We start from the raw sequence: 25667 nt of genomic DNA on the forward strand, positions 1-25667 counted from the left end.
CAGTGTCGCCGCGTCGCGCGGGAACTGTCCACCGTGCAGCTCCACCACCAGCTGCGCACACCGGTGCAGGTTGCGGGCGCGGCTGTAGTAGCCCAGGCCGCTCCACAGGCCCATCACCTCGTCGCTGCTGGCAGCGGCCAGATCGGCCACAGTGGGACAACGCTCCAGAAATTTGGCAAAGTAGCCCATGACGGTGACCACCTGCGTTTGCTGCAGCATGATTTCGGAGAGCCAGACTCGGTAGGGGTCTTGGGTGTTTTGCCATGGCAGGGTGTTGCGCCCATGCTGGCGCTGCCATGCCACCACCTGGGTGGCAAAGTTGCTAGCGCTCACACTCAGGCAATAACCACGTCCACCGCCGAGGCCGCAGCGGCCACCGCCATGAGCTTAGCGGCGTCCTGGGCTGCGATCAGGTAGTCGGTCAACTCGGCCAGTTTGCTGTCCAGCTGGTTCAAGGCAGACTCTTGTTGCTCGATCTCGCCAATGCGGTCGTCCAGACCACCCGCCGCTTGCGAGATGCGGTCAATCGCTTCGATACGGCGCGCAAAGTTGCGACGGCGTTCGCGCAGTTGTGCATCCAGTTGGGCTGCGGCCGATTTGCTCCACAACTCCACCTCAGCCAGCGCGTTCTCGTGCACCGTGCGCAGGCGCGTCGACAGCGCGCGCACCAGACGGTCCGAGAACTCGGGCTGCGCGAGCTTGAAAGCATTGCCCATACCGAGGTACTGCAGGTGATTGCGTTCGATGGTGTCGAGTTCGGCCATGAAGTGAGCCATGGCGGGTTCAGCCGGCGCCTGCAGCGAGAAGCCATATTCGCCGTTGAGCAATTTGAAACTGGCCACCAGCATGCTCTGGATTTCGGCACACAGGGACTGCACTTTCTGCAGGTTGCCACGCAGGCGGTCGAAGGTCTCGCCGTAGGCGCGTTTTACACCCAGTTTCAGACCTTTTTGCATGAGCGCATCGTTGAGCTGCGCCATCTCTTTTTTGAGCGCGCTGGAGCCAAGGATGCCGAATACCTCACGCAGCAATTTGAGGTGTACCGAGCGCACCGCGTGGATCTTGGCACCGCCCTGGTCAAACTCGGCTTGCTCTTGCGAGATGCGGTTGCGCATGTGTTTGATAACCGTGGCATTTTTGCCCTGCAAGCCCTTGAGCTCCATGGTCTGCTCGGTCAGATCGCGCTTGCGGATGTTGATGACACGGCCAGTTTCGGTACGCAAACCGGTAATGCCATCGGCCATGGCCGCACCCAAAATTTTCTGGCGCTTGCCCATCATGCCGCGACCCAACACGTCTTCCAGCACCGGCAGGCAGCTGCGCTTGAGCAGTTCGTCGTCTTCTGTCACCTTGGCCACCAGCCCCTTTTGGGCGGACACCGCAATCACCTTGTCTTTGGGCAAGCCCAATATTTCCGCGGTGCTGGCTTTTTGGCGATCGATCTGGGTCTGAATTTGCGCAGGGGTGCTCAATGCGTCCCACAGTGTGTCAATCTTGTTGAGCACCACCAAACGTGCATCGGGATCGGTGGACTCGGTAATGAGGTGCTCGCGCCAGATGGCCAAGTCGGACTTGGTCACGCCAGTATCCGCACCGAGCATGAAGACCACGGCATGCGCCTGCGGAATCAGGCTCACGGTGAGCTCAGGCTCTGCACCAATGGCATTGAGCCCTGGCGTATCCAGAATCACCAAGCCCTGTTTGAGCAGCGGGTGGGCAATATTGATCAGCGCGTGGCGCCACTTGGGCACCTCCACCATGCCCTGGGCATCCACCATGGGGTTGTCTTCGGGAGCCTGGCTGTGCCAGAAACCCAGCGCGCGCGCCTCGTCCTGGGTGACCTTGCGGGTCTCTGCCACTTTCTCCAGTGCTTTGGCCAACTGCTGTGGGTTGTTCACATCGAGGTCAATGCGGGTCCACTTCTCGGGCGCCATGCGCCATTCCATCAGGGCTTGGGGCTGCAGGCGCGTTTCAATGGGCAGCAGGCGCAAACAGGGCGGAACGTCCGCGTCGTACCCCATCTCGGTGGGACACATGGTGGTGCGGCCGGCACTGGCCGGCATGATGCGCCGGCCATACCCTGCAAAAAACAGGGCATTGATCATTTCGGACTTGCCACGCGAGAACTCGGCCACAAAGGCGACCATGACCTTGTCGGACCGGACCTGACCTTCCAGGCGGCGCAAGCGCTCTTCCACACCAGCGTCCAGCAGGTCGTGGTCTTTCATCCATTCGCCCAACAACTTCAGGCGCAGGGCAAACTCACGGCGCCATGTGCCATGCTGGTCAAACTGGTCGTTAAATGAAGTAGCCAAGAATCCCCCGTGGAATCATTCAATATAGCACCGTCGCCCCCGGGCTGCGCTCAGGGTTTTTGACAAGTGGGGCAGAAGAAGGTGGAGCGCTGCCCCTGTCGAATACCCCTGATAGCGCTACCGCACACAAGGCACGGCTCGCCTTGGCGACCATACACCATCGCCTCGAGCTGAAAGTAACCACTCTCGCCTTTGGCATTGGAGAAGTCCCGCAACGTGCTCCCCCCTTTTTGCACCGCGCGGGTCAAAACGTCGCGGATCGCAGTGTGCAGCCTGGCCAAGCGGGGCTTGCTCACCTTGTTGGATGCTGTGGTGGGCCGGATGCCCGCCAGAAACAAGGCCTCAGACGCATAGATATTGCCCACCCCCACCACCACATCACCGGCCAAAAGCACTTGTTTGATGGGCGCCTTGCGCAGCGCCATGGCTGCCTGAAAACCGGCCAGAACAAACCCGTCATCCAGCGGCTCCACGCCAAGGTGCGCCAGCAGTTTTTGCGCCACCGGATCGGCTTCACCGTAGGCAAATACCACCGCACCAAAACGGCGCGGGTCGTTCAGTCGCAAGGTGCCTCGGGTCGTTGCCAGGTCGAAATGGTCGTGCACGCCAGGTGGCGGCAGCCGCCCGGCAAAGGCCACACTGCCGGACATGCCCAAGTGCACCATTAGCAGGCCCGCACTCAGGTCCAGCAGCAAGTACTTGCCGCGGCGGCGCACCTGCAGCACACGCTGGCCGACCAATTGGTCCGGATCACAGCCCAAAGGCCAACGCAAAGGTTTGCCTAGGTGCACTGCCTGCACCTCTGCACCAGCAATCCGGTCAGCAAAACTCAGGCGGGTAACTTCAACTTCGGGTAATTCAGGCATGGGGCCTTCGGGCTATTCGGGTTGGATTATTATGGTCCGATGAACCGATCCAAACGCCTTGTTTCTCTCAGCATTCTGGTGGCCAGTTTGGGTATGGGACCCATGACTTGGGCTGCGGACGCGGAGCCGATACAAAACTCCGAACTTAACCGAGAACTTTTTTACCAATTGTTACTGGGTGAGTTGAGCGCAAACAACGGCGACGCCGGGAACGCCTACGCCCTGATGCTGGATGCGGCGCGCAAAACCAACTCTGAAAAACTGTTTGAACGCGCCGTGGAACTGGCACTACGTGCGCGCAGTGCCGACGCTGCCCTGGACGCGGCTCGTGCCTGGCAGCGCGCACTTCCGGCCTCCAAAGAAGCCAACCGCTACGTCCTGCAAATCCTGATTGGCCTGAACCGGGTGAGCGATACGCTGGAGCCACTCAAACGCGAATTGGCAGGCAGCACGGGCAAAGAACGCATTGCGGCCATCAGCCTCTTGCCTCGCTACTTTGCCCGCGTGACGGATAAAACGCTGGCCGCGCAGCAAGTGGAGCAGGCATTGGCGCCCGACCTTGGCACCAAGTCAACGGGCCCTGCTGCATGGGCGGCCGTAGGCATGTTGCGCTTGGGCGCAGCCAATCCGGCTGGCGCCATGGAAGCAGCACAACGCGGTGCTGCGCTGGACAGCCAGTCTGACGAAGTCGCCATCCTGAATCTGAACCTGATGGAGGCCAAGGTGGCGCAGGCCGAACCGCTGCTGCGCAAATACCTGGATGGCAAGCCCATGCCCGAGTTGCGGATGGCCTACGGTCGCAAGCTGATCGACAGTTCCCGCTACGCCGAGGCGTTGATGCAGATGCAGACCCTGACCCAACAATCACCCGCTTTTGCGGACGCGTGGCTGCTAAAGGATTCGCTGGAGTTGCAGGACAAGAAGCTGCAAGACGCCGAGGTCTCGCTCAAAAAATACATGCAACTCAGCGCGCCGCAAGACACAGCATCGGATGACACGGAAACCGGGCGTGGCATGGTGCAGGCCCTGCTGTTGCTGGCCCAAATTGCCGAACAGACCCAACGCCCCGAAGAAGCCGGCGCCTACTTGGCCCGCATCAACAGCCCGCAAGACGCTTTGCGTGTGCATACCCGGCGCGCCACCCTGCTGGCGGGCCAAGGCAAGCTGGAAGAGGCCCGCGCCTTGATCCGCACCACCCCGGAAGCCCAGGCTGACGACGTACGCGCGAAGCTCAACGCCGAAGTGCAGCTGCTGCGCGACTTCAAGCAATTTTCGGCCGCTTACCAATTGCTGCAAGAAGGCGTGAAGCGTTTTCCCAAGGATGTGGGCATGACCTACGACCTGGCCATGCTGGCCGAAAAGCTAAACAAACTCCCGGAGATGGAGCAATTGCTGCGCCAAGTGATTGCACTGCAACCTGATTACCACCATGCCTACAACGCATTGGGTTACTCGCTGGCCGATCGCAACCTGCGCCTGCCCGAGGCACGCCAGCTCATCGTAAAAGCGCTGGAGTTTGCCCCAAACGACCCTTTTATTGTGGACAGCCTGGCTTGGGTGGAATACCGCAGCGGCAATCTGGCAGAAGCCAAACGGCTGCTGGAGCAGGCTTATGCCAACCGCCAGGACGCGGAAATTGCTGCACATTTGGGCGAAGTGTTGTGGGCCATGGGGCTGCGTGACGATGCCACCACACTGTGGCGCAAAGCGCTGGAAGCCAACAAGGACAACGACACCTTGCAAGAAACCGTGCGCCGCCTGCGTGGCGCCCTGTGATTCAGCGCTGGGGCCATGCAGGCCTTCGCCTGCTGGTTTTATTTGCTATATTTTTAATAGCTGGCTGCGCAACACCAAAGCGCGCCACAGACACTTTTGATGTGCAAAATCACTGGCAAGGGCGAATAGCCATCAAGGTGTTGGGTACGCCACCCCAAGCGTTTTCTGCCGACTTCGAACTCGACGGCCATGGAGAGGCGGGCACGCTGGCCTTGTTTTCGCCCTTGGGCACGACCGTGGCACACATGCAATGGGCGCCCGGTATGGCCCAGCTGCGCAATGGGGGTGATTTGCGCAACTTTGAATCCCTCTCTGCCCTGGCACAGCAGGCCACGGGCACCGAGCTGCCAGTGACCGCACTCTTTGACTGGCTGCGCGGCACAGCCACCCCGGCACCCGGCTGGGAGGCAGACCTCAGCCAACTCTCCGAAGGGCGATTGCAAGCACGACGCCAAGCGGACGCTGCACCCGCGGTAGAACTCCGAATCATCTTGGAGCGCTGAGCCCGCAAAGTGCAGCACCGATAATTCGAGCTATGCAGTCGCTCTACGACATCCCCGCCCCCGCCAAACTGAATCTGTTTTTGCACATCATCGGGCGGCGTGCTGACGGCTACCACCTGCTGCAGTCTGCCTTCATGCTGATTGACTGGTGCGACACCCTGCACTTTGCGCTGCGCAAAGACGGCTTGATCAGCCGTGAAGACTTGAATGTGCCCCTGCCCGCCGATGACCTGAATGTGAGGGCTGCGCGGGCGCTGCAGCAGGCCACAGGCTGCACGCAGGGCGCACATATTGGCGTCCTCAAATCCATTCCGGCGCAGGCCGGCATGGGCGGTGGCTCGTCCGATGCGGCATCCACACTCTTGGCACTCAACCGGCTGTGGAAGCTGAATCTCTCGGTGCAAGAGCTCTCCACCATTGGCCTGGCGCTGGGAGCCGACGTGCCTTTTTTCCTCAGTGGTGGCCATGGCTGGGTGGAAGGCATCGGTGAAAAAATCACGCCGCTGGCGCTGCCCGTTTCGCGCTGGGTAGTGGTCAAACCAGACGCCGGACTCGAAACAAAATTGATTTTTTCTGATCCGGAGTTGAAACGCGACTCAGAGCCTGCTATAATCACAGGCTTCGCTGCAGACGCCGCCGGAAAAACACAAATATCATTTGGTTTTGGCCGAAACGACTTGCAAGCCGTCGCCCAAAAGCTGTGCCCCGGTGTGAATCAAGCCTTGCAATGGCTCGATGTCAAGGGTTTGAGTGGCAGGATGACAGGCTCTGGAAGTGCGGTGTTTGCACCATTGCAACACGACATCGATGTGGGTGATGCGCCTGGTGCGTTTCAAGTCAAGGTGTGCAGCGGTTTGGATGTTCATCCTTTGATAGGGTGGGCAAACAGCGACGGAAAAATTAAGGTTTAGCGGTGGGCAGCGTTTGCTGTCAACCTGTGTAGGGGAGTCGCCAAGTTGGTTAAGGCACTGGATTTTGATTCCAGCATGCGAAGGTTCGAATCCTTCTTCCCCTGCCAAATTGCTGTTCGGGACACATCCCGCTTCAGCATGCGCATAGTGACGACATAAACCCAATCTCTTCGCTGGATCCCACATGCAGGCCTTCACTCCCCCTGATTTCATGGTTTTCACTGGCAATGCCAATCCCGGCATGGCTGCTGACATTGCAAAGCATTTGGGCATTTCCCTGGGTGCCGCCACCGTGGGGCGTTTCTCTGACGGCGAAGTGACCGTCGAAATCAACCAGAACGTGCGTGCACGTGATGTGTTTGTGGTGCAGAGCACCTGTGCTCCCACCAACGAAAATCTGATGGAACTGCTGATCATGGTGGATGCACTCAAGCGTGCATCGGCCGAACGCATCAGCGCCGTGATCCCCTACTTTGGCTATGCGCGGCAAGACCGCCGTCCCCGTTCCAGCCGTGTGCCTATCACCGCCAAGGTGGTGGCCAACATGCTGCAGACCGTGGGTGTGGCCCGCGTCCTGACCATGGACTTGCACGCAGACCAGATCCAGGGCTTTTTTGACATTCCGGTGGACAACATCTATGCGTCCCCCGTGTTGTTGGGTGATCTGCGCCAGAAGAATTACGAAGACCTGATTGTGGTCTCGCCTGACGTGGGTGGTGTGGTACGTGCCCGTGCGCTGGCCAAGCAGCTCAACTGCGACCTGGCCATCATCGACAAGCGCCGCCCCAAGGCCAATGTGTCCGAAGTGATGCACGTGATCGGTGAGATCGAAGGCCGCAACTGCGTGATCATGGATGACATGATCGACACCGCCGGCACGCTGGTGAAAGCCGCCGAAGTATTGAAGGCCCGTGGCGCCAAGAAGGTGTACGCGTACTGCACGCATCCCATCTTCTCCGGCCCTGCCATTGAACGTATTTCCAGCGGCGACGCGCTGGACGAAGTGGTGGTGACCAACACCATTCCTTTGAGTGCTGCTGCCGCGCAGTGCACCAAGATTCGCCAACTGTCCGTGGCACCGCTGATTGGAGACACCATTCAGCGCATCGCCCGCGGAGAGTCGGTCATGAGTTTGTTCTCGGATCAAGACTACATCTGACCGGGACAAAAAGCCGACGCCGCGAATCCTCAGGATTGGCAGCGTCTTTTTAAATCGGAGTCACACTGGTCGCGGTGGACTCTCACAGGAGTTAGATATGAAATTTGTCGCTTTTGAGCGCGCTAAGCAGGGCACGGGTGCGAGCCGCCGTCTCCGCGTTACTGGCCGTACCCCCGGCATCGTTTACGGTGGTTCTGCTGAACCCGCATTGGTTGAGCTGGACCACAATGCTTTGTGGCACGCCCTGAAGAAAGAAGCTTTCCACGCCTCCATCCTGGACATGGAACTGAACGGCAAAGAAAGCAAGGTTCTGTTGCGCAATGTGCAGATGCACCCCTTCAAGCAATTGGTGCTGCACATTGACTTCCAACGCGTGGAAGCCAACACCAAGCTGAGCATGAAGGTGCCTTTGCACTTCAGCGGTGAAGAAAACTCTGCCGCTGTGAAGGTCGACGCCTGCTTGGTCAACCACGTGGTGACCGAACTGGAAGTGGCCTGCCTGCCTGCCGATCTGCCCGAGTTCATCTCGGTGGACCTGTCTGGTTTGGTGAAAGGCAAGTCCTTGCACGCAGCGGACCTGTCCATGCCCAAGGGCGTGACCGTGGTGACCCACGGCAAGGCCAACCCCGTGATCGTGGCCGTGGTGGCTCCGGTGGTCGAAGTGGCAGCACCCGTTGCTGCGCCAGCTGCTGACGCCAAGGGCAAGGGCAAAGGCAAGAAGTAATTCTTCCCTGCGCTAGTTCGCTGCAAACGGCCCACTTCGGTGGGCCGTTTGTTTTTGTGCCACCTGTTTTTTGTAGGCCATAATTTTCCTGATGATCAAACTGTTTGTTGGCCTGGGCAACCCCGGCCCCGAATACGATGCCACCCGGCATAACGCTGGCTTCTGGTGGGTCGATGCGCTAGCGCGTGAGCTCAAGGTATCGCTGTCCATGGACCGGGCTTACCACGGCCTGATGGCACGCACCACGGTGCAGGGCAACACGGTGTGGCTACTGGAGCCCCAGACTTTCATGAACCTCTCGGGCAAGTCTGTCGGTGCACTCGCGCGTTTCTTCAAAATCCAGCCCCATGAAATTTTGGTGGCGCATGACGAGCTGGACATCGTTCCGGGCGAAGTAAAGCTCAAATTTGGCGGCAGCCATGCAGGCCACAACGGCTTGCGCGACATCCATGCCCAGCTGGGCACGGGAGACTACTGGCGCCTGCGCCTAGGTGTGGGCCACCCTGGCGTCAAATCCGAAGTGGTGAACTGGGTGCTGAAAAAACCCTCGCTGGACCACCGCATTGCGATTGACCAATGCATTGAGCGCTCCATGAAGGCCCTGCCCCACCTGCTGGCTGGCGAGATGGACAAGGCCACCATGTTGATCCACACGAGCAAACCACCGCGGCTCAAGCCTCCTCGGCCTACTGCCGATGCCCCTGCCAGCGCACCAACCCCGCCACTTGTGGAGTAAGACTATGAAGCCATCCGCTAAATTTGCTCTTTTTTTGATAGCTGCTTGCGTAGTATCTACGGGGACTCAGGCCCAAAAAATCTATAAATGTGGCAGCAGCTATAGCCAGATTCCTTGCCCCGACGGCGTGGCCGTCGACGCGCAAGACCCACGCAGCAATACGCAGAAGACAGAGGCCAAGCAAGCCAGCAAAAGCCAAGCCAAGCTAGCCGATGCGATGGAGAAAGAACGGCTCCAAGACGAAACGCAGGCCCGCGCGGCAGACCAGGCACTGGCAAAAGCCCAAAACAAAAAAGAGCCCACTAGCGGCAAGCCCGCAGCCAAAAAGAAAAGCAAGGAGCCTGAATACTTCACCGCCAAGCCACCACCACCCGCCAAAAACTAAGGCCGTACGCAACGGCCTTCACAGCATAGTGGGGCCGCCGTATGCTGTATCAGGCAGATGGCGGCATGGCGGCAGCGGGGCTGCTCTGCGCTTGCAGGCGACGGTATTTCTGCCACAGAGTTTCTTTGTCTTCTACGAACTCCGGGTTCACAGGGATGCAGGACACGGGACACACCTGCACACACTGGGGCTCGTCAAAATGGCCCACACACTCGGTGCACTTGTGCGGGTCGATCTCGTAAATTTGCTCGCCCAGGTAAATGGCCTCGTTCGGGCATTCGGGCTCGCACACATCACAGTTGATGCATTCGTCAGTAATTAACAGTGCCACAGCAGTTCACGCTCCATGGCTAAATTATCGCCGCAGGGGCTTCAAACCCCTTCCGGGTCCACGGGTTTGACAATGACTACTGGCACCGTGCTGGCGTGCAAGACTTCATTGGAAACGGAACCCAACATGGCGCTGCGTAGCGCGCTGGTACCCCGCGCGCCCATCACCACCAAATCGCAGCCAAAACGCTCCGAGATATCGATCAGGGTGTGCGCCGGATCACCCTTGGCGACCTCGCATTCGTAGTCCACACCTGCTTCATCCAGCAAGGCTTGGGCTCGCTGCAAAGCATGCAGACCGGCCTCGGCGCTGACTTGGTCAATCACATCCGGGTCGTGGGCCACCAGCATCTCGTACAGGCTTGCGGGCTCCTGCACATTTGCCAACACAGCACTCAGGCTCAATCCACCCTGCCGCATGCGCAGGGCAAACCGCACGGCCTCCATGGACAACTCCGAACCATCTACCGGTAACAGGACTTTCATGGCGACCTCCTTGCAGTGTCAGCTGGGCAATTTGTCCATCAGGCGGGCATGGACCACGGGGGCCACAAAGGTAGTGACATCTCCCTTCAATGTGGCGATCTCGCGCACCAGCGTACTCGAGATGAACTGATAACGCGAGTCCGGCGTGAGGATGACGGTTTCCACGTCGGGAGCCAGCGCCTTGTTCATGCCTGCAAGCTGGGCTTCGTAGTCAAAGTCGGTGACCGAACGCACGCCGCGCACCATAGCCCTGGCCCCATGGGCCACTGCAAAGTCGCGCACCAAGCCGGTAAAACTCTCCACCTGCACGTTGTCCAAGGGCGCAAACACATCGCGCACCATGGCCAGACGTTCATCCAAGGAAAACAGGGTTTTCTTGTGGTGGGCGGCTGCCACCGCCACGATGACGGTGCCAAACAAGCGGGCCGAACGGCGAATCAGGTCCTGGTGCCCCAGGGTGATGGGGTCGAAAGTGCCGGGGAAAACAGCAATCACGGGACTGGGCATGGGCGCTCCAAACAAGAATGCAGAAATTATGCGGCGCTGCGCTTGAGCAGGTGGGCATGCACTGCACCAGCCTTGAGGTGCCGGTGCACGGCCAGCCCCACCGCGGTCAGCAACTCGTCGGTGTAGGCCGTGGGTGCCTCCAGGTAGACCCAGCCTTCAGGCGCCAGCGCGCGGGCACAGGCGCCCAGTGCGGGCTCAAACAAGGGTGCGTCAAACGGCGGGTCGATGAAGATCACGTCCAGGCTGGCGGGCGCGGCTTGGCGGATGGCCGAGACGCCATCGCCGCGCACCACATGCACGGCGCTGGCCTGCAACTGCGACTGCGTTTTTTTGAGCTGGTCGACCAATACACCGTCGTACTCCACCAGTTGCACGTCTTGCGCACCACGCGAGGCCGCTTCAAAGCCCAGCGCGCCAGTGCCAGCAAATGCGTCCAGGCAACGCAGACCGCTCAGATCTTGCCCTAGCCAGTTGAAGACCGTCTCGCGCACGCGGTCGGGCGTGGGGCGCAGACCCGGTTTGTCGGCGACCTTGAGTTTGGTGCGCTTCCACAGCCCGCCAATGATGCGGATCTCGTGGGTCTGGGCGGCACGGGGCCGGGGAGGACGCTTGGCAGCGTTCGGAGAGGAGGCTTTGGCTTTCATGCAAGCAGCTTACCGCATGGGCTGTGCCTGCCATAGCGCGACATGTTTGGTAACAAATTGCCTAGTACAAACCCTAGGTTACCCCCGCAAAATAGCGGGCCGATGAAGTCCCTGCTCACCCATTTTCGATTCGAAGCCCTGGCCCTGCTAGCTGCCGTTATGTGTCTGGTAGTTTCACCTTATGCTGCACTGGTGCCGCTGGCCTTGGTGGTGGGTCGCTTGGGCCTGCGGCTGCGCAAAGCGCAGCGACAACAAGCTGTGCTGCAACGCGAAATAGCTGCGCTGGAGCGTGCCACCCAACACCTGAAAAGCCAAGCATTTACCGACAACCTGACGGGCTTGGCCAATCGCCTGCTGCTGGCCGACCGCTTTCAGCTCACGCTGGAACGCTCCAAACGCAACCGGGTGGAATTTGCTCTGCTGATGGTGGACCTCAATGGCTTCAAGATCATCAACGACCATTTCGGGCATGCCGCCGGAGACCTGGTGCTGCGTACCGTGGCCCAACGCCTCATGACGGCGGTGCGCGCCTCCGACACCGTGGCCCGGATTGGTGGCGACGAGTTTGTGTTGCTGATCGAATCGTTTGAAGACCCCGACGAACTGGTGCACATCGGCCGCAAGCTGATTGCCACCATTTCCGAAGACATCACCCTGCAAAGCGGGGCCACCGTTAACGTGGGCGCCAGTGTGGGCTTTGGCCTGTTCCCGCGCCACGGTGCGGACCTGGACGGCCTGCTGCAAACCGCCGACGAAGGCATGTACGACTGCAAGGCCTCCGGGCTGATGGAGCTGCGTTAGGCGCTCAGGGTGCACCCAGCACCACCGTGGCCAGATTGGCGGGCTGCACCTTGCGCGCGAACGCAGCACGCACATCGGCCACGGTGAGCAGCTCCACCCGCTGGGTCCAGGTGTCCAGGTAGTCCAGTGGCAGGCCATTCCAGGCGATATTGGCCACGTTGTCCAGCAGCTTGCGGTTGCTGTCCAAGCGCAAGGCAAAGCCACCAATGAGATTGTCTTTGGCGGCCTGCAGTTCCTTGTCGGTCGGACCTTCAGCCACAAACCTGGCCAGCACCTCTCGCACCAAAGTCAGTGCTTGCTCTGCCTGGTCCGGCCGTGTTTGCAAGCCGATGGTGAATGCCCCCGCATGCAGACCTGGCGCAAAGTAGCTGTAGACACTGTAGGTCAGGCCCCGCTTCTCGCGCACTTCTTCGGTCAACCGGGCGGTGAAGCCGCCGCCACCCAAGATGTGGTTGCCCACGGTCAGCGCAATAAAGTCCGGGTCATTGCGCTGGTAACCGGGCTGGCCCAGCAGCACATGCGCCTGCGCCGAGGCAAAGGCAATGCGCTGCTCGGAAGCCTGGGCCAACGGCTGCACCTCGGGCACGGCCGGTTGTGGGGCGCAAATGGTCTTTGGCAGGCGGGCCAACAGGCGCGTCACCATCGCATCCGCTTGGGCGCGGTTGAGCGCCCCCACCACGCTCACACGGGCATCACACGCCCGCACGGCGCTGGCATGCAGCTCGCGCAAGTCCGCCACGCTGGTACGCATCAGGCTCCCTTCCGTCATCTCCCAGCCGTAAGGATGGCTCCCGTACACCGCGCGACTGAAGGCGCGTGCCGCCAGGGTAGCGGGCCGGGTGTTGGCCTCTTTGAGGCTGGCAATCAGCTTGGGGCGGTCACGCAGCCACGGGGCCTCGGGGAAGGAAGGCTCACCCAACTGGCGTGCCGCCAAGCCCACCGCTTTGTCCAGCAGGTCCGGGTAGGTCAGGCTGCGCAACGCAAAACTCATGCGGTCCGCGCTTGCGCTGCCGCCGAACGAGGCACCCAGATCGGCCCAGGCTTCGCTGAGCTGGTGCTCGTCCATGGAGGGCTCTGCGCCACTGGCCCGCACACCGTTGGAGGTGCCTGACGCCATCAGGTTGGCCAGCCCCGGCTTGTCGGCCGGGTCGCGGCGCCCACCTGCGTCCAGGTCAATCTGCACATCCACCATAGGAATGGCCGGGCTCTCCACCAGGTAGACACGCGCCCCGCCTGGTTGTGTCCAATGCTGGATGGGAATGCCAGCCCACGCAGAATTTATAAAGAAAATGACTGTTAGCCCCGTAAATACTGCGCGGGCAGCTACTGATTTGATAGTAATCATGGTTTAGTTAGGTCGCTCAGTGGCGTGCACCGGCCGTGGGCTGGCGAGGTTTGCGGGTCTTGTCCACTGGCTGGGGCAGCAACGTGGCTACGGTCAGGGCATCGTCCCCAAAGTATTTGGCGGCTACGGCCTGCACCTGGGCGGCCGTTATGGTGCGCAAGCGCTCCAGCAGGCGCTGGTCGCTGCCCAGCGGGTAGCCGTTGACCCAACCCACCCCCAGCAGGCGAGCCTGATTGAAGACGCTGTCTTGTTTGTAGACCTCCCCTGCCACCCACTGGTTCTTCACCCGGTTCAACTCCTCGGCGGTCACCCCATCCCGGGCCACCCGGGCCACCTGCGCGCGCAAGGCCTGCTCCACATCAGACGCCGTCTTGCCCGCAGCAGGCACACCGTAAAGCGTAAAAAGCTCAGGGCCCCGGGACGTCAAGCTGTAATACGCCCCCGCGCTGTCGGCCACCGGGTTGGCATCCAGCGTCAACGTACGCGGCAAGCGTGCACCGTCATACCCGCTGAGCACCGCCGACAAAACTGTCAGTGCCAGACTGTCGTCGGCCGCTGACCCGGTGTCTGCCAGCGTTTCGGGCGAAAGTCCTGGCACCTTGAAGGCCATCGCGACATAGGCCTGCTCCGCCGGGGCCTTGAAGTCCATGCGGCGCAAGCCCGACTGCTCGGGTTCTTCGCGCGGCTTGCGTGGCGGCACGGCACGTGAGGGCAAGCCGCCGTAATACTTGTCGGCCAGGACGCGCACCTGGTCCACGTCCACATCACCTGCCACCACCACAGCTGCATTGGCGGGGGTGTACCAGCGCTGGTAGAAGTCGCGCGCGTCCTGCGCCGTCAGGGCCTCCAGATCACTCATCCAACCCACAATGGGGCGGCGGTAGGGGTGGGCCAGGTAGACCTGGGCAGACATCGCCTCGTGCAAGCGGGCATGGGGGTTGTCATCGGTGCGCAGGCGGCGCTCTTCCTTCACCACCTCCAGCTCTTTCGCAAACACGTCGTCGTTCCAGCGGTTGTTGGCAAACCGGTCGGCCTCCAGACGCATCACGTCCTCCAGCTTGTCCGCCGGAATCTGCTGGAAATAACCTGTGTAATCCTTGCTGGTAAAGGCGTTTTCGCGCCCGCCCAAAGCCGCCACCTGGCGCGAGAAGTCACCCGCCTTCACGGTAGGGGTGCCTTTGAACATCATGTGCTCCAGCACATGGGCCACGCCGCTGGTGCCATCCACCTCGTCCATGGAGCCCACGCGCACCCACAGCATGTGCACGGCCGTCGGCGCACGCCGGTCGGGTTTCAAGATCAGCGCCATGCCGTTTTTCAGCGTGAACTGCTGGGCCTGCACGGGCGGCGTCGATTGCGCACGGGATGGAGAGGAAAGAGAGAAAAGCGCGAACGCCAGGGGCAAACTGCAGGCAGCCAATCGGCGCCCCAGCCTGTGGAATGGGTGTTTCATAGAATGCTGTGATTCTAAGAACGCCCCACATGTTCAGTTTTTTCAAGAAAAAATTCTCTTCCGCCCAGTCCCCCGCCCCAACTGAGGTGCCCAGCGCCCCCGTGGTCGAGGCGCCAGCCGCAGCGCCCACCGTGGCCGAAGCGCCGCTTCCCCCGCCTGCCGCCCTTCTACCTACTGGCTCCCTGATTGGCAGTGCACTGGTTGCGCCCATCGCGATTCCAGAGGCCAGCGCCACGCCGCCCGAGCGACAAAAGTGGCTGGACAAGCTCAAGGCCGGCCTTGGCAAGACCGCCAGCAGCATCTCAGGCGTGTTTGGCGGCAGCCAGATTGACGAGGCGCTGTACGAAGACTTGGAAGGCGCACTGCTGATGGCCGACGCCGGCGTGGCGGCCACCGAACACCTGACCAACGCCTTGCGCAAAAAGGTCAAGGCCAGCGGCGTGACGCATCCCACGGCCCTCAAGAACATCCTGATCGCCGAGTTGACCGAGCTGCTGCAGCCGCTACAAAAACCGCTGGTGATTGGCCAGCACACGCCCACCGTCATCATGGTGGCGGGCGTCAACGGCGCGGGCAAAACCACCAGCATCGGCAAGCTCACCAAACACCTGGCTGACAGCAACGCCAGCGTGCTGCTGGCCGCGGCAGACACCTTCCGCGCAGCAGCGCGTGAGCAGCTCACCGTCTGGGCCGACCGCAACACCGTGGAGATCGTCAGCCAGGAAGGCGGCGACCCCGCGGCCGTGAGTTACGACTCGGTGACCGCAGGCAAGGCCCGCGGCAAGGATGTGGTGCTCATCGACACGGCAGGCCGCCTGCCTACCCAGCTGCATCTGATGGAAGAGCTCAAGAAGATCAAGCGCGTGATCGGCAAGGCAGACGGAACCGCGCCCCACGAAGTGCTGCTGGTCATTGACGGCAACACCGGGCAAAACGCCGTAGCCCAGGTCAAGTCCTTTGACGACGCGCTGGGCCTCACCGGCCTGATCGTCACCAAGCTCGACGGTACTGCCAAAGGCGGCGTGTTGGCCGCCATTGCGCGCGAACGGCCTATCCCTGTGTACTTTATCGGTGTGGGCGAAAAACTCGACGAGCTGGAAACCTTCAACGCGCGGGAGTTTGCGCAGGCCCTGCTGGCTTAGGCTTGCGGTGTAAGAAGCACGCACCGCCTCCGACCAACCGTTTTGCCCTGCACCCTCACCATGACATATCCTCTGTCCCGCCGCCACGTCCTCGCCCTGTCAGGTGCCGCACTGGCTACGCCTGCATTTGCCCAAAATACGCAAGCTTGGAGTGCCATCGAGGCCAAAGCCAAGGGGCAAACGGTGTACTTCAACGCCTGGGGTGGTGCTGAAAACATCAACGCCTACATCCGGTGGGCTGCGACCGAAGTGGAGAAGCGCTTTGGCGTGAAGGTGGAACACGTCAAGGTGACGGACACCGCCGACGTGGTGAAACGTGTGCGCAGCGAAAAGGCTGCGGGCAAACTGGCAGGCACGGTGGACCTTGTATGGATCAATGGCGAAAACTTCCTGACCATGAAGCGCGAGGGCTTGTTGTTTGGCCCCTTTGCCGAGCGCCTGCCCGCCTATGCCAAGGTGGACGTGCAAGGCAAACCCACCACACGTATTGATTTTTCGGAGCCCGTGGACGGCATGGAGGCCCCTTGGGGCATGGCCCAGCTGACCTTCATGGCGGACCGCAAGCGCACCCCCAAACCACCCAGAAGCCTGGCGGAGCTGCAAGCCTTTGCCAAGGCCAACCCGGGCCGTGTGACCTACCCGCGCCCGCCCAACTTTCATGGCACCACGTTTTTGAAACAGTTGCTTGTGGATAGCAGCGAGTACCGCAGCGCCTTTTACAAACCCGTAGCCATGGAGTCGTTTGCCAAAGCGACGGCCCCCCTGTGGGCCACACTGGACCAGCTGCACCCCCACCTGTGGCGGGCCGGCAAGCAGTTTCCACAAAACGCAGAAGCCATGCGCCAAATGCTGGCCGATGGCGAGCTGCACCTTGCACTGACCTTCAACCCCAACGACGCGGCCAATGAAATTGCCGCCAAACGCCTTTCTGACAGCGTGACAAGCTACCAATTTGATAGCGGAACGATTGGCAACACGCATTTTGTGGCGATTCCGGTCAACGCCTCGGCGCCCGAGGGTGCGCAGGTGTTTGCCAACTTCTTGCTCAGCGCCGAAGCCCAGGCCCGCAAGGCGGACATTGCCCTCTGGGGCGACCCCACCGTGCTGGCGCTGGACAAACTGAGCCCCACTGAGCGCGCACGCTTTGCGGCCAAGCCCCTGCCCGGCCAAGTGGAAAAGAGCGCACCCGCCATTCCCGAACCGCACGGCAGCTGGGTGGATCCGTTGGAGAAGGAATGGACCCGGCGCTACGGCGCTTAGTCCACAATGGCGGGCATGTCTGACACTGTTCCGCACACCGAGGCGCCGGCTCCGTCGGCACGGCATATCCAGCGCCAACACACCGCCGCCTTAGCGACCGTGATGGCTGTTTTCACCGTGGCCTTGCTGGCATACGGCTGGAGCGTGTATGCGCGCCAGCGCGCCGCCCTGTGGTGGGGCCTGAGCAGCCAGGGGGAGCAAATGCAATTGGCCCTGAACGACACCCTGGATGTGGCGCGCAGCCATGTCGGCGCCATGCGCTTGTCTACCGAACGCAACCTGCGCCAGCCCATCTTGGCCGACACCAGCTTGGTAGACCGCCTGGAGCGGCGCAACCTGGCGCCACTGCGCGATGCCCCCTGGGACCGACTGCCCCAAGACCTGGTGAAAGAAGTGGGCGCGGTGCACGTGGACCCCGGCGCCGATGCCACGGCCTACCGCCGTGGCGTAGAGGCACCACTGGGCGCACTGGCCCAGGTAGTGGCATCACACAGCCAGCACCAGCGGCTGCAATGGAGCTACTTCTACGACGCACAAAAGCAATGGCGCTGGGTGTATCCGGCCCAGTCGCGCGAGGAACTGATCGCCGCCACCGGCCAGACCGAGATGGCTGGTGCCCTGACCACGCTGTGGGACGCGGGAGGCACGGTCCCCCTGGAGGCCGCCGGCCCCACGCGTAATCCGCAAAAAGAGTTGGTGTGGACTGCAGCCCATGCTGACCCGGTCAAGAAAACCGCCGTGGTGTCGGTACTCGCACCGATCTACAACGCAGAGCGGTATGTGGGCCTGGTAGGCGCAGATCTGACGCTGGACGCCCTGAGCGCCGTGTTGCTGCAACGCGCCCTGCCCATGGGCCAAGCTTGGGTGGTCAACAACCAAGGCCAGGTGTTGGCCAGCAGCGACGCCAAACCTGCCCCCTTGCCTGCGGGCCCCTATGCGCCGGAGGCTGGCTGGTTGAGTTTCGCCCTGCGCGGTACCGACTGGAGCTTGCTGGTGCATGCGCCCAGCAGTGTGGTGGCCAGCAAAACGCTGGGGCAAATGGTTCCCATGTTGGTCACAGGTGTGGCTGGCCTGCTGGCGCTGTTAGGGGCATGCCTCTGGCTGAGCCGGCGCTTTACACAACCCGCCCTGCAACTGGCCGACTACGTCCAGCAAACCGAAGGCCCCACCATCAAGCGCCCCCCGCCCGTGCCCCAGCTCTGGAAGCCTTGGTTTGACCGCGTCGCCCGCCTGGCCCTGCAACGGCGTGACCAGGTCATGGGAGCCCACCAACGCACCACGCAACTGGAAAACCAGGCCGCCCAGCACCTGGTGGATATGCGCAACGCTGCCGCCGAACACGAAGCCCAGCTGGCCACCCGCGCCGGCGAGCTACGCAGCGCCTACGCCCAGCTCAGCGCTGCGCTGGCTGACGTACAAGCCGCACAAGGCCCCGCCAAAAAACCCGCGCGTCCCAACCCGTTGCCCGAATAACAGGTCGCCCACGCGCCAGCCCCGCGGGCTGGGCGCGCGCAAAATAGGCGCTCTTTTGGGGAGACATGCGATGAAAAAAATAGTGCTTTCTGCGGTTGCTTTGGTGGCCTTGTTGGCCCTGTACCTGCTGGCTTGGCCGGTGCCCATCAACCCGGTGGTGTGGGACGCCCCCGCTGCGCCGGGATACACCGGCCCACATGCCGCCAACAACAAGCTCGCCAATCTTCAAATCATCGACCTGAAAGGTGAAGTGGGCCCCGAGCACATCCAGTTCGGACCGGATGGCAAGCTCTACACCACCGTGCTCAGCGGCAACATCTTGCGCATGAACGCCGATGGCTCTGGCCAAGAGGTGTTTGCCAATACCGGCGGGCGGGTGCTGGGTTTTGACTTTGATGCCCAGGGCAACCTGATTGCTGCCGATGCCATCCAAGGCCTGTTGTCGATCGCGCCCGATGCCACAGTCACCGTGCTGAGCGACCGGGTGAACGGAGACCCCATCCGCTACGCCGATGCCGTGGTGGTCGCCAAAAACGGCAAGATGTATTTCAGCGATGCCTCCACCCGGTTTGCCCCCAAAGACTGGGGCGGCACCTTCGAGGCCAGCGTACTCGACATCCTGGAACAAGCCAGCACGGGCCGCATCCTCGAATACGACCCTGCAACCAAAGCCACGCGTGTGGTGGCCAGTGGCATCAGCTTTGCCAATGGCGTGGCGCTCAGCCAAGACGAGCAAACCCTGTTTGTGAATGAAACCGGCAAGTACCGCGTGTGGAAGATTGCGATCACCTCAAACCACCTGGACCTCAGCACCCTGGCCGTACAACCCAGTGCCCAAGCCAGCGTGTTGCTGGACAACCTGCCCGGTTACCCCGACAACCTGATGCGCGGCTTGAACGGGAAAATTTGGTTGGGCTTGGCCAAGCCCCGCAACCCCACCATCGACAATCTGGCGCAAAAGCCCTGGTTGCGCAGCCTGACCCTGCGCCTGCCGCGCGCGCTCTGGCCCATTCCCAAGGCCTATGGCCACGTGATGGCCTTCACCGAAGACGGCAAGGTGGTGGCCGACCTGCAAGACCCCAGTGGCGCCTACCCCGAGACCACGGCCATCACCGAAACCCCAGACCGCCTGTATGTGCAAAGCCTGCATGCACACGGGCTGGGCTGGTTGCCCAATAAGTAATGGCGGTGCTGAGGCGCACCATGTTGGGCCTAGCCATGGGGGTCGGATTGCCCGTTGCACATGCGCAAGCGCCCAAACCCACAACCCCGATGCCCACTCCCCAGACCATTCACGATGCCGCCATTGCCGAAGTGCTTCGGTTTTATGCCAACTTTGGCAACACCATCGAAATCTCGCATTGGCGTGTGTCCATAGAAGACTTTGAATGGCAGGACGCGGTGTACCGCATTGACGTGGCGGTGGACGAGTACCCCACCTTGGTGCCTTGGAAGTCTGCCTACGTGATGGCCCACCGCCTCTGGATGACAGCGGCAGGCCGCGCTGTTAAATCCGAACCGATCTACGACCGGCCGAACCTGGCAGAGGGCGCACAAGTTGACAGCCTGCCCGCCCATCGACGTGGCTTCTATCCGGGCAACGCGCATTTTGCGACGCAGCTTGCGTTCTTAAACGCTGCACTGCAAAACGCGAAAGTCGTCACTATGACCATGGAAAGGGCCCATCCGGGCATCGTGGCGAACTACCCATTTCCAAAAGGCATCCAAGACCTCGCGTCGACCCGTTCCGAGGTGCTGGAAACCGAGGGTGGCTACCAAATCCGCACCAGTCCACCGGGTAACAAGAGCGGTCCCCAGCTGCGCTTCCACATCCACAAGGATTCAGGGAAAATTTCAGACGCGCAACTGATACTGCTCACGCCGCCAGCGCTGATGTAGGCCATGGCAGGAGCTACTGCACCAACCCCGCAGCCACCACAGGCGGCTCACGCCGCGCAGTGAGTGTGCTGCCCGCAGCAGCAGCCATGATGCAAAGAATCGCCCACCACTGAAGGGCACTAAGTTGTTCATTCAACATCACCAAACCCAGCAATGCAGCCACCGCAGGCTCCAGGCTGGTCATGATGCCGAAGGCCTCCTGCGGCAAGCGTTTGAGGGCGACCATTTCGAGGGAAATGGGGATGGCGCTGGAAATGGCCGCCACCACCAGCCCGATCAGCAAAATCTGAGGCTCCAACAAAGCAGCGCCCGCGTGCCAGATGCCGAAGGGCACCACGGTGATGGCAGCGACCGTGAGGCCCAGCGCCACCGAGTGGCCCGCATGCAAATGGCCCAGGCGCTTGCCGAACACGATGTAGGCGCCCCAAAACGCAGCCGCCGCCAAGGCATACAGCACGCCGGTCACATCCAGCGCCTGCACATGGCCGCCCAAGGGGAGCAGCAAACCCAGCCCTACGATGGCGAGCGCCAGCCACACAAAGTCCACCGGTTTGCGCGACGCATACAGCGCCACCGCCAAGGGTCCGGAAAACTCAATGGCCACCGCAATGCCAAACGGGATGGTGCGCAGGGACATATAGAACAACAGGTTCATCAGCCCCAGGGCCACGCCATACCGCAGCAGTGACATGCGATCCGCTGGCGCCAACGCCCAGCGCCAGGGCCGCCAGATCAGCAAAAGCAGCAGGGCTGAAAAGCCCACGCGCAAGGCCGTGGTGCCCAAGGACCCGACGACAGGGAACAACTGCTTGGCAATCGACGTGCCCAGCCCCAAGGCGGTGACAGAGCCCAAAACCGCCAGCAACGGCAGCACGTGATGAAAACGGTGTGAAGACATGCCCTGACAATAACCGCTCCTCCCTAGGAACTCATGTATAAACCCGTCTCCCATTTTTGAAATCCAAGGCCCGCGCCATGACTGCCCTGCTCGACTGCATCGAACTCGAATCCGCCCCCAACCCCACTGCTGCCGTCATCTGGATGCACGGGCTGGGCGCTAGCAGTGATGACTTTGCAGGCCTGGTGCCCGAGCTGGATCTGGATGGCTGCCAGCCCATCCGTTTTGTGTTTCCGCAGGCGCCCAGCATCCCGATCACCATCAACGGTGGCTACGTGATGCCCGGCTGGTACGACCTGTACGGCATGGACCTGGTGAGCAAGCAGGACGCGGCTGGCATCCAGCGGTCTGAGGCGGCCATTGCAGCGCTGGTGAACCGCGAAGAAGCGCGTGGCATTCCCTATGAGCGCATCGTGTTGGCAGGTTTTAGCCAAGGCTGTGCTATGGCCTTGCACACCGCACTGCGCCTGCCCCACAAAATTGCAGGCGTCATGGCCTTGTCGGGTTACCTGCCGCTGGCGGACCGTTTTGCCGCGGAGCGCAACGCTGCCAATGCGAGCACCCCCATCTTCATGGCCCATGGCACCCAAGACCCCGTGGTCATCCTGAAACGCGGTGAAGACTCGCGCGATGCGCTGGCCTCCCTAGGCCACCCTGTGCAGTGGCACACCTACCCCATGCCACACAGCGTGCACCCACGTGAAGTGGCAGACATCGCCGCATTCTTGCGTCAAGTGTTGCCCGCGTGATGGGTACTGCGCGCCCCTTTGTGCTGGGCATTGACTTCGGCACCTCCAACTCCGCCTGTGCACTGATTGACGCACAAGGCGCCTTGCAAGTCATTCCACTGGACGGTGCCAAGGCCGAGATGCCGACTGCGCTGTTTTTTGCCAGCGAAACGCACACCGTGCTGTACGGCGCCGAGGCCATGCAGGCCTATCTGAATGGCACCGAAGGCCGATTGCTGCGCTCGCTCAAAAGCCTGCTGGGCAGCGGGCTGATGGACGAGTACACCGCCGTGGGCGACAAGAGCATTCGCTTTTTTGACATCGTGGTGCTGTTCTTCAAAGAGCTCAAGCGCCGCTGCGAAGCCCATGTGGGTCAGCCCATGACACACGCCATGCTGGGCCGCCCTGTTCACTTTGTGGACGACAACGCCGAGCGCGACCTGCTGGCCCAAGAAACCCTGGGCCGCGCCGCGCTGGAAGCGGGCTTTACCCACACCGCCTACCAGCTCGAACCCATTGCAGCAGCGTTGGACTACGAGCAACGCGTAACCAAAGAGACTACCGCGCTGGTGGTGGACATTGGCGGCGGCACGTCGGACTTCACGGTCATCCGCCTCAACCCAGATCGCAGCAGCCAAGGCGACCGCAGTGCCGACATTCTGGCGACTACCGGCGTGCACATAGGCGGCACCGACTTCGACCGCCTGCTGGACCTGGCCACCGTGATGCCGCACCTGGGCTACAAGCACGTGGGCACCGGCGGGCGCATTGTGCCCAGCAGCGTGTTTTTTGACCTGAGCACCTGGCACCTGATTCACCAGGCCTATACCCGCAAGGCCATGCACTTTGCCAAGGAGCTGTGGACCGATTACACCGACCAGGCCCTGCACCGCCGCCTGATGGACGCACTGGAAGAGCAGCACGGCCATCGCATGCTGGCCAGCGTGGAATCCGCCAAGATTGCCTGCTCCATCAGCGGCGAAAGCGCAGCGGTAGACCTGGAATTTTTGGACCGTAGCCTCAGTCCAGCTGTGGATGCAACCGGCATGGAAGCCGCCCTGCACACCTCCCTCGCCCAAGTGGTGCGGTGTGCGCAAGACTGCGTAGCCGCTGCAGGCCTGTACGCGGTGGACGCGGTGTACCTGACCGGTGGCTCGTCCGCACTGCGCCCGCTGATCGCAGCCCTGCGCCAAGCCATGCCCTACGCGACGCTGGTGGAAGGCAACCGCTTCGGCGGTGTGGCCGCAGGGTTGGCGTGGGCGGGTGCGGTACACCCGTTTTAATTTGCTATTGATTTAGGAGCTGTTTGCGCATATTCCACGAGCTCTAGCGGCACTTTTTACTCATATTTATGCATACTCAAAGAGTATGCAGAAGTTTACCCACCAGTCTGGCAAAGCGTGCACTCTGCAGGGCCCACAAAGCCTCGCGCGCCACCCAGCGCACACCGCGCACCTCTGCCCACTGCGGGGTCAATGCCGCAGACGCATCGCCCGGTGACATGCGCGCCCTGGCCTTTGGCTGGTCGATGTCGGGAATCAACGTGGCTGTCGTGTCGATAACAGCACTTGCGGCCTTGGACAAGCGCACGCTAACGCCTGTTTCCTCCTCCACCTCCCGCGCAGCAGACACATCCAGCCGGTCCAGCCCCTCGTGGTGGCCGCCGGGCTGTAGCCAGCGATTCAGGGTGCGGTGGTGGATGAGCAGCACCTTGTCTGCAGTCGCGTCGTACACCACACCGCTGGTAGTGATGTGGCCTTGCATATTAGCCCGTGAAAACGGATCAACAGACGTGTCGGCCAACTGACCAGCAATGGCTTGCAGGCCGATGGCTTCGGCGGGAAAGTGCTGAAAGTACTTTTGCAGTTCAGACTGCGCGTGAGCCCGGAGTTCGGCCGGACTGGCCAGGGATTCAAAATGCATACGTCGATTATTTCCGCAGCACCAGCGCTCGCCGTGCTTACCGGCGCTGTAGCTGGGCGCCCTTGCCGTTGTCGTCGCAGGTCAGCACAAAGCTGCCACGGATCCCACCGCTGCTGACAAAGGGCAGCAGCAACGTGGCAGGAAACTGCACCGTGCGTCCGTCGGCGCAGCGCGCCACGACATGGCGGATGTCTCCGCGGTAGTAAGGCAGATAGTCTTGGGCCGAGATGTGCAGGCCAAATTCAAAGCGACGCATGGGGCAAATGCTAGCGCCGATTGAGCGCACATATCCAACATACGAAACATATACAATACGCATACGTTTCGTATAGAGGCTTCAAATGGGTATTGTCAAAATTTCAGACCAAATGCACGAGAACTTGCGGGTGGCGGGCAGCGCGCTTTCGCGATCCATCAATGCGCAAGCCGAGCATTGGATGCGTGTGGGGATGCTGACCGAGATGTACCCCGAGCTCAACCACCGCGAGATCAGCCAGCTGCTGATTCGCGCCGAACTGGCTGGAGGGCTGGACATTGCCGGGTCTGTCAGCGGGCTGGCGGGCAAGCTCCCCACTGCAGCACCTGCGGCGGTGGGTAAACGCTGATGGTGGACGACGTCCCCCTCAAATCCGCCGGCGACATGGTCCCCTGCCGCCGGGCTGCGCAGCTTGCCGCAGACGTGCTGGCCATGATCGAGCCCCATGTGGTGCCCGGCGTCAGCACCGAAGCGCTGGACCGCCTCTGCCACGACTACATCGTCAACGTGCAAGGCGCCATTCCCGCCAACCTCGGGTACATGGATTACCCCAAGACCATCCTCACCTCCGTCAACCACGTGGTGTGCCACGGCATACCGTCGGCCAAGCAAATTTTGAAGAAGGGAGACATCGTCAACATTGATGTGGCCGTCAACAAGGACGGCTGGTTTGGCGACACCAGCCGTATGTTCTTTGTGGGCGAGCCCAGTGCGCTAGCGCGCCGCTTGGTGGAGACGACCTACGAAGCTCTGCGTGCCGGCACCCAGCAGGTGCGCCCCGGTGCCACGCTGGGCGATGTGGGCCACGCCATCCAGTCGGTGGCCCACCGCGAGCGCTTCAGCGTGGTGCGCGAATACTGCGGCCACGGCATTGGCACGATTTACCACGGCGAGCCGCAGGTGCTGCACTACGGCCAACGCGGCCACGGCCTGACGCTGGAGCCCGGCATGGTGTTCACCATCGAACCCATGCTCAACGCCGGCGGCCGCAACACCCGAGAGCTCGCCGACGGCTGGACTGTGGTCACCCAAGACCGTTCGCTCTCCGCGCAATGGGAGCACATGGTGGCAGTTACGGCGGATGGGTATGAGGTGCTAACTGCTTGGCCAGGCGGCACGGGAGCCTACGCGCCTATTTGACGCAGAG

Annotated in this window: 28 protein-coding genes, 1 tRNA gene and 1 pseudogene; 18 read left to right on the top strand and 12 right to left on the bottom strand. The window is 61.6% G+C overall.

The genetic code is table 11. From position 1 onward, the window contains the following. The 3 genes and pseudogenes from U5O12_RS20875 to mutM all read right to left on the bottom strand — a co-directional run. Nucleotides 1–333 (bottom strand): annotated as a pseudogene (locus U5O12_RS20875) (A/G-specific adenine glycosylase); the annotation flags it as partial. A 2-nt stretch (nucleotides 334–335) separates the two neighbouring features. Beyond that, a complete protein-coding gene (locus U5O12_RS20880; RefSeq protein ID WP_322580495.1) occupies nucleotides 336–2315 on the bottom strand; it encodes a dynamin family protein in 1980 nt (659 codons plus the stop codon). 50 nt (nucleotides 2316–2365) lie between these two features. Next, complete coding sequence (gene mutM, locus U5O12_RS20885; RefSeq protein WP_322580496.1) at nucleotides 2366–3181, bottom strand: bifunctional DNA-formamidopyrimidine glycosylase/DNA-(apurinic or apyrimidinic site) lyase; 816 nt, start codon at nucleotides 3179–3181, stop codon at nucleotides 2366–2368. 183 nt (nucleotides 3182–3364) lie between these two features. Here mutM and U5O12_RS20890 point away from each other — a divergent pair, with 183 nt between their 5' ends. The 8 genes from U5O12_RS20890 to U5O12_RS20925 all read left to right on the top strand — a co-directional run bounded on the left by U5O12_RS20890 (nucleotide 3365) and on the right by U5O12_RS20925 (nucleotide 9375). Continuing rightward, complete coding sequence (locus U5O12_RS20890) at nucleotides 3365–4957, top strand: tetratricopeptide repeat protein (RefSeq protein ID WP_322580497.1); 1593 nt, start codon at nucleotides 3365–3367, stop codon at nucleotides 4955–4957. 101 nt (nucleotides 4958–5058) lie between these two features. Further along, nucleotides 5059–5460 carry an outer membrane lipoprotein LolB gene (locus U5O12_RS20895; RefSeq protein WP_322580498.1) on the top strand — a complete coding sequence of 134 codons (402 nt, stop codon included), beginning with the start codon at nucleotides 5059–5061 and terminating at the stop codon, nucleotides 5458–5460. Nucleotides 5461–5492: 32 nt separating this feature from the next. Next, nucleotides 5493–6371, top strand: a complete 879-nt coding sequence (gene ispE / locus U5O12_RS20900; protein WP_322580499.1) for a 4-(cytidine 5'-diphospho)-2-C-methyl-D-erythritol kinase — start codon at nucleotides 5493–5495, stop codon at nucleotides 6369–6371. A 30-nt stretch (nucleotides 6372–6401) separates the two neighbouring features. Next, nucleotides 6402–6478 (top strand) — tRNA-Gln (locus tag U5O12_RS20905). 77 nt (nucleotides 6479–6555) lie between these two features. Next, the gene (locus tag U5O12_RS20910; protein ID WP_322580500.1) at nucleotides 6556–7530 is read left to right on the top strand and encodes a ribose-phosphate pyrophosphokinase; all 975 of its coding nucleotides are present in this window, start codon (nucleotides 6556–6558) and stop codon (nucleotides 7528–7530) included. A 97-nt stretch (nucleotides 7531–7627) separates the two neighbouring features. Next, nucleotides 7628–8254, top strand: a complete 627-nt coding sequence (locus U5O12_RS20915) for a 50S ribosomal protein L25/general stress protein Ctc (RefSeq protein WP_322580501.1) — start codon at nucleotides 7628–7630, stop codon at nucleotides 8252–8254. A 91-nt stretch (nucleotides 8255–8345) separates the two neighbouring features. Then, a complete protein-coding gene (gene pth / locus U5O12_RS20920) occupies nucleotides 8346–8990 on the top strand; it encodes an aminoacyl-tRNA hydrolase (RefSeq protein ID WP_322580502.1) in 645 nt (214 codons plus the stop codon). Between the two features lie 4 nt (nucleotides 8991–8994). Beyond that, nucleotides 8995–9375, top strand: coding sequence for a hypothetical protein (locus U5O12_RS20925; RefSeq protein WP_322580503.1), 381 nt, complete (start codon nucleotides 8995–8997; stop codon nucleotides 9373–9375). Between the two features lie 49 nt (nucleotides 9376–9424). Here the strand turns inward: U5O12_RS20925 and U5O12_RS20930 are convergent, their stop codons facing one another. The 4 genes from U5O12_RS20930 to rsmD are packed head-to-tail and all read right to left on the bottom strand — an operon-like array spanning nucleotide 9425 to nucleotide 11342. Further along, nucleotides 9425–9706: a YfhL family 4Fe-4S dicluster ferredoxin gene (locus U5O12_RS20930; protein ID WP_322580504.1), complete on the bottom strand. Its 282-nt coding sequence runs from the start codon at nucleotides 9704–9706 to the stop codon at nucleotides 9425–9427. A 41-nt stretch (nucleotides 9707–9747) separates the two neighbouring features. Next, a complete protein-coding gene (locus U5O12_RS20935) occupies nucleotides 9748–10191 on the bottom strand; it encodes a universal stress protein (protein ID WP_322580505.1) in 444 nt (147 codons plus the stop codon). An 18-nt stretch (nucleotides 10192–10209) separates the two neighbouring features. Further along, a complete protein-coding gene (coaD, locus tag U5O12_RS20940; protein ID WP_322580506.1) occupies nucleotides 10210–10698 on the bottom strand; it encodes a pantetheine-phosphate adenylyltransferase in 489 nt (162 codons plus the stop codon). A gap of 26 nt (nucleotides 10699–10724) precedes the next feature. Continuing rightward, the gene (gene rsmD, locus U5O12_RS20945; protein ID WP_322580507.1) at nucleotides 10725–11342 is read right to left on the bottom strand and encodes a 16S rRNA (guanine(966)-N(2))-methyltransferase RsmD; all 618 of its coding nucleotides are present in this window, start codon (nucleotides 11340–11342) and stop codon (nucleotides 10725–10727) included. 102 nt (nucleotides 11343–11444) lie between these two features. Between rsmD and U5O12_RS20950 the strand changes: the two genes are divergently transcribed. After that, entirely contained in the window at nucleotides 11445–12143 is a 699-nt protein-coding gene (locus U5O12_RS20950; protein ID WP_322580508.1) for a GGDEF domain-containing protein, read from the top strand. A 4-nt stretch (nucleotides 12144–12147) separates the two neighbouring features. Here U5O12_RS20950 and U5O12_RS20955 read toward each other — a convergent pair whose 3' ends face one another. Together U5O12_RS20955 and U5O12_RS20960 are read right to left on the bottom strand one after the other, a co-directional pair. Next, nucleotides 12148–13488, bottom strand: coding sequence for a pitrilysin family protein (locus U5O12_RS20955; RefSeq protein ID WP_322580509.1), 1341 nt, complete (start codon nucleotides 13486–13488; stop codon nucleotides 12148–12150). Between the two features lie 16 nt (nucleotides 13489–13504). Beyond that, nucleotides 13505–14941: a pitrilysin family protein gene (locus U5O12_RS20960; RefSeq protein ID WP_322580510.1), complete on the bottom strand. Its 1437-nt coding sequence runs from the start codon at nucleotides 14939–14941 to the stop codon at nucleotides 13505–13507. Between the two features lie 29 nt (nucleotides 14942–14970). Here U5O12_RS20960 and ftsY point away from each other — a divergent pair, with 29 nt between their 5' ends. From ftsY to U5O12_RS20985, 5 genes are all read left to right on the top strand, one after another. Further along, on the top strand, nucleotides 14971–16083 hold the full coding sequence (ftsY, locus tag U5O12_RS20965; protein WP_322580511.1) for a signal recognition particle-docking protein FtsY: 1113 nt from the start codon (nucleotides 14971–14973) through the stop codon (nucleotides 16081–16083). A 60-nt stretch (nucleotides 16084–16143) separates the two neighbouring features. Further along, nucleotides 16144–17343: an ABC transporter substrate-binding protein gene (locus U5O12_RS20970; RefSeq protein ID WP_322580512.1), complete on the top strand. Its 1200-nt coding sequence runs from the start codon at nucleotides 16144–16146 to the stop codon at nucleotides 17341–17343. A 15-nt stretch (nucleotides 17344–17358) separates the two neighbouring features. Then, entirely contained in the window at nucleotides 17359–18816 is a 1458-nt protein-coding gene (locus U5O12_RS20975; RefSeq protein WP_322580513.1) for a cache domain-containing protein, read from the top strand. Between the two features lie 70 nt (nucleotides 18817–18886). Continuing rightward, nucleotides 18887–19999 (top strand): SMP-30/gluconolactonase/LRE family protein, encoded by a 1113-nt coding sequence (locus U5O12_RS20980; protein ID WP_322580514.1) that lies wholly within the window; start codon nucleotides 18887–18889, stop codon nucleotides 19997–19999. An 89-nt stretch (nucleotides 20000–20088) separates the two neighbouring features. Then, complete coding sequence (locus U5O12_RS20985; RefSeq protein WP_322580515.1) at nucleotides 20089–20715, top strand: hypothetical protein; 627 nt, start codon at nucleotides 20089–20091, stop codon at nucleotides 20713–20715. A 13-nt stretch (nucleotides 20716–20728) separates the two neighbouring features. Here the strand turns inward: U5O12_RS20985 and U5O12_RS20990 are convergent, their stop codons facing one another. Next, the gene (locus tag U5O12_RS20990; RefSeq protein ID WP_322580516.1) at nucleotides 20729–21613 is read right to left on the bottom strand and encodes an EamA family transporter; all 885 of its coding nucleotides are present in this window, start codon (nucleotides 21611–21613) and stop codon (nucleotides 20729–20731) included. Between the two features lie 77 nt (nucleotides 21614–21690). On the opposite strand from U5O12_RS20990, the gene U5O12_RS20995 reads away from it, so the two are divergent. Both U5O12_RS20995 and U5O12_RS21000 read left to right on the top strand, forming a co-directional pair. Then, nucleotides 21691–22362: an alpha/beta hydrolase gene (locus U5O12_RS20995; RefSeq protein WP_322580517.1), complete on the top strand. Its 672-nt coding sequence runs from the start codon at nucleotides 21691–21693 to the stop codon at nucleotides 22360–22362. Continuing rightward, nucleotides 22362–23624: an Hsp70 family protein gene (locus U5O12_RS21000; RefSeq protein WP_322580518.1), complete on the top strand. Its 1263-nt coding sequence runs from the start codon at nucleotides 22362–22364 to the stop codon at nucleotides 23622–23624. Before U5O12_RS20995 ends, U5O12_RS21000 begins: the two co-directional genes overlap by 1 nt. Before the next feature lie 76 nt (nucleotides 23625–23700). On the opposite strand, the gene U5O12_RS21005 is transcribed toward U5O12_RS21000, so the two are convergent. Together U5O12_RS21005 and U5O12_RS21010 are read right to left on the bottom strand one after the other, a co-directional pair. Further along, nucleotides 23701–24264 carry an NUDIX domain-containing protein gene (locus U5O12_RS21005; RefSeq protein WP_322580519.1) on the bottom strand — a complete coding sequence of 188 codons (564 nt, stop codon included), beginning with the start codon at nucleotides 24262–24264 and terminating at the stop codon, nucleotides 23701–23703. A 37-nt stretch (nucleotides 24265–24301) separates the two neighbouring features. After that, nucleotides 24302–24520 (bottom strand): DUF2835 family protein, encoded by a 219-nt coding sequence (locus tag U5O12_RS21010; protein WP_322580520.1) that lies wholly within the window; start codon nucleotides 24518–24520, stop codon nucleotides 24302–24304. Between the two features lie 85 nt (nucleotides 24521–24605). Between U5O12_RS21010 and U5O12_RS21015 the strand changes: the two genes are divergently transcribed. Further along, nucleotides 24606–24869: a ParD-like family protein gene (locus U5O12_RS21015; protein WP_322580521.1), complete on the top strand. Its 264-nt coding sequence runs from the start codon at nucleotides 24606–24608 to the stop codon at nucleotides 24867–24869. Next, a complete protein-coding gene (map, locus tag U5O12_RS21020) occupies nucleotides 24869–25660 on the top strand; it encodes a type I methionyl aminopeptidase (RefSeq protein WP_322580522.1) in 792 nt (263 codons plus the stop codon). The genes U5O12_RS21015 and map overlap by 1 nt, the downstream gene beginning before the upstream one ends. Nucleotides 25661–25667: the final 7 nt, after the last annotated feature.

This window comes from Rhodoferax sp., assembly GCF_034519335.1.
Taxonomy (GTDB): domain Bacteria; phylum Pseudomonadota; class Gammaproteobacteria; order Burkholderiales; family Burkholderiaceae_C; genus Allorhodoferax.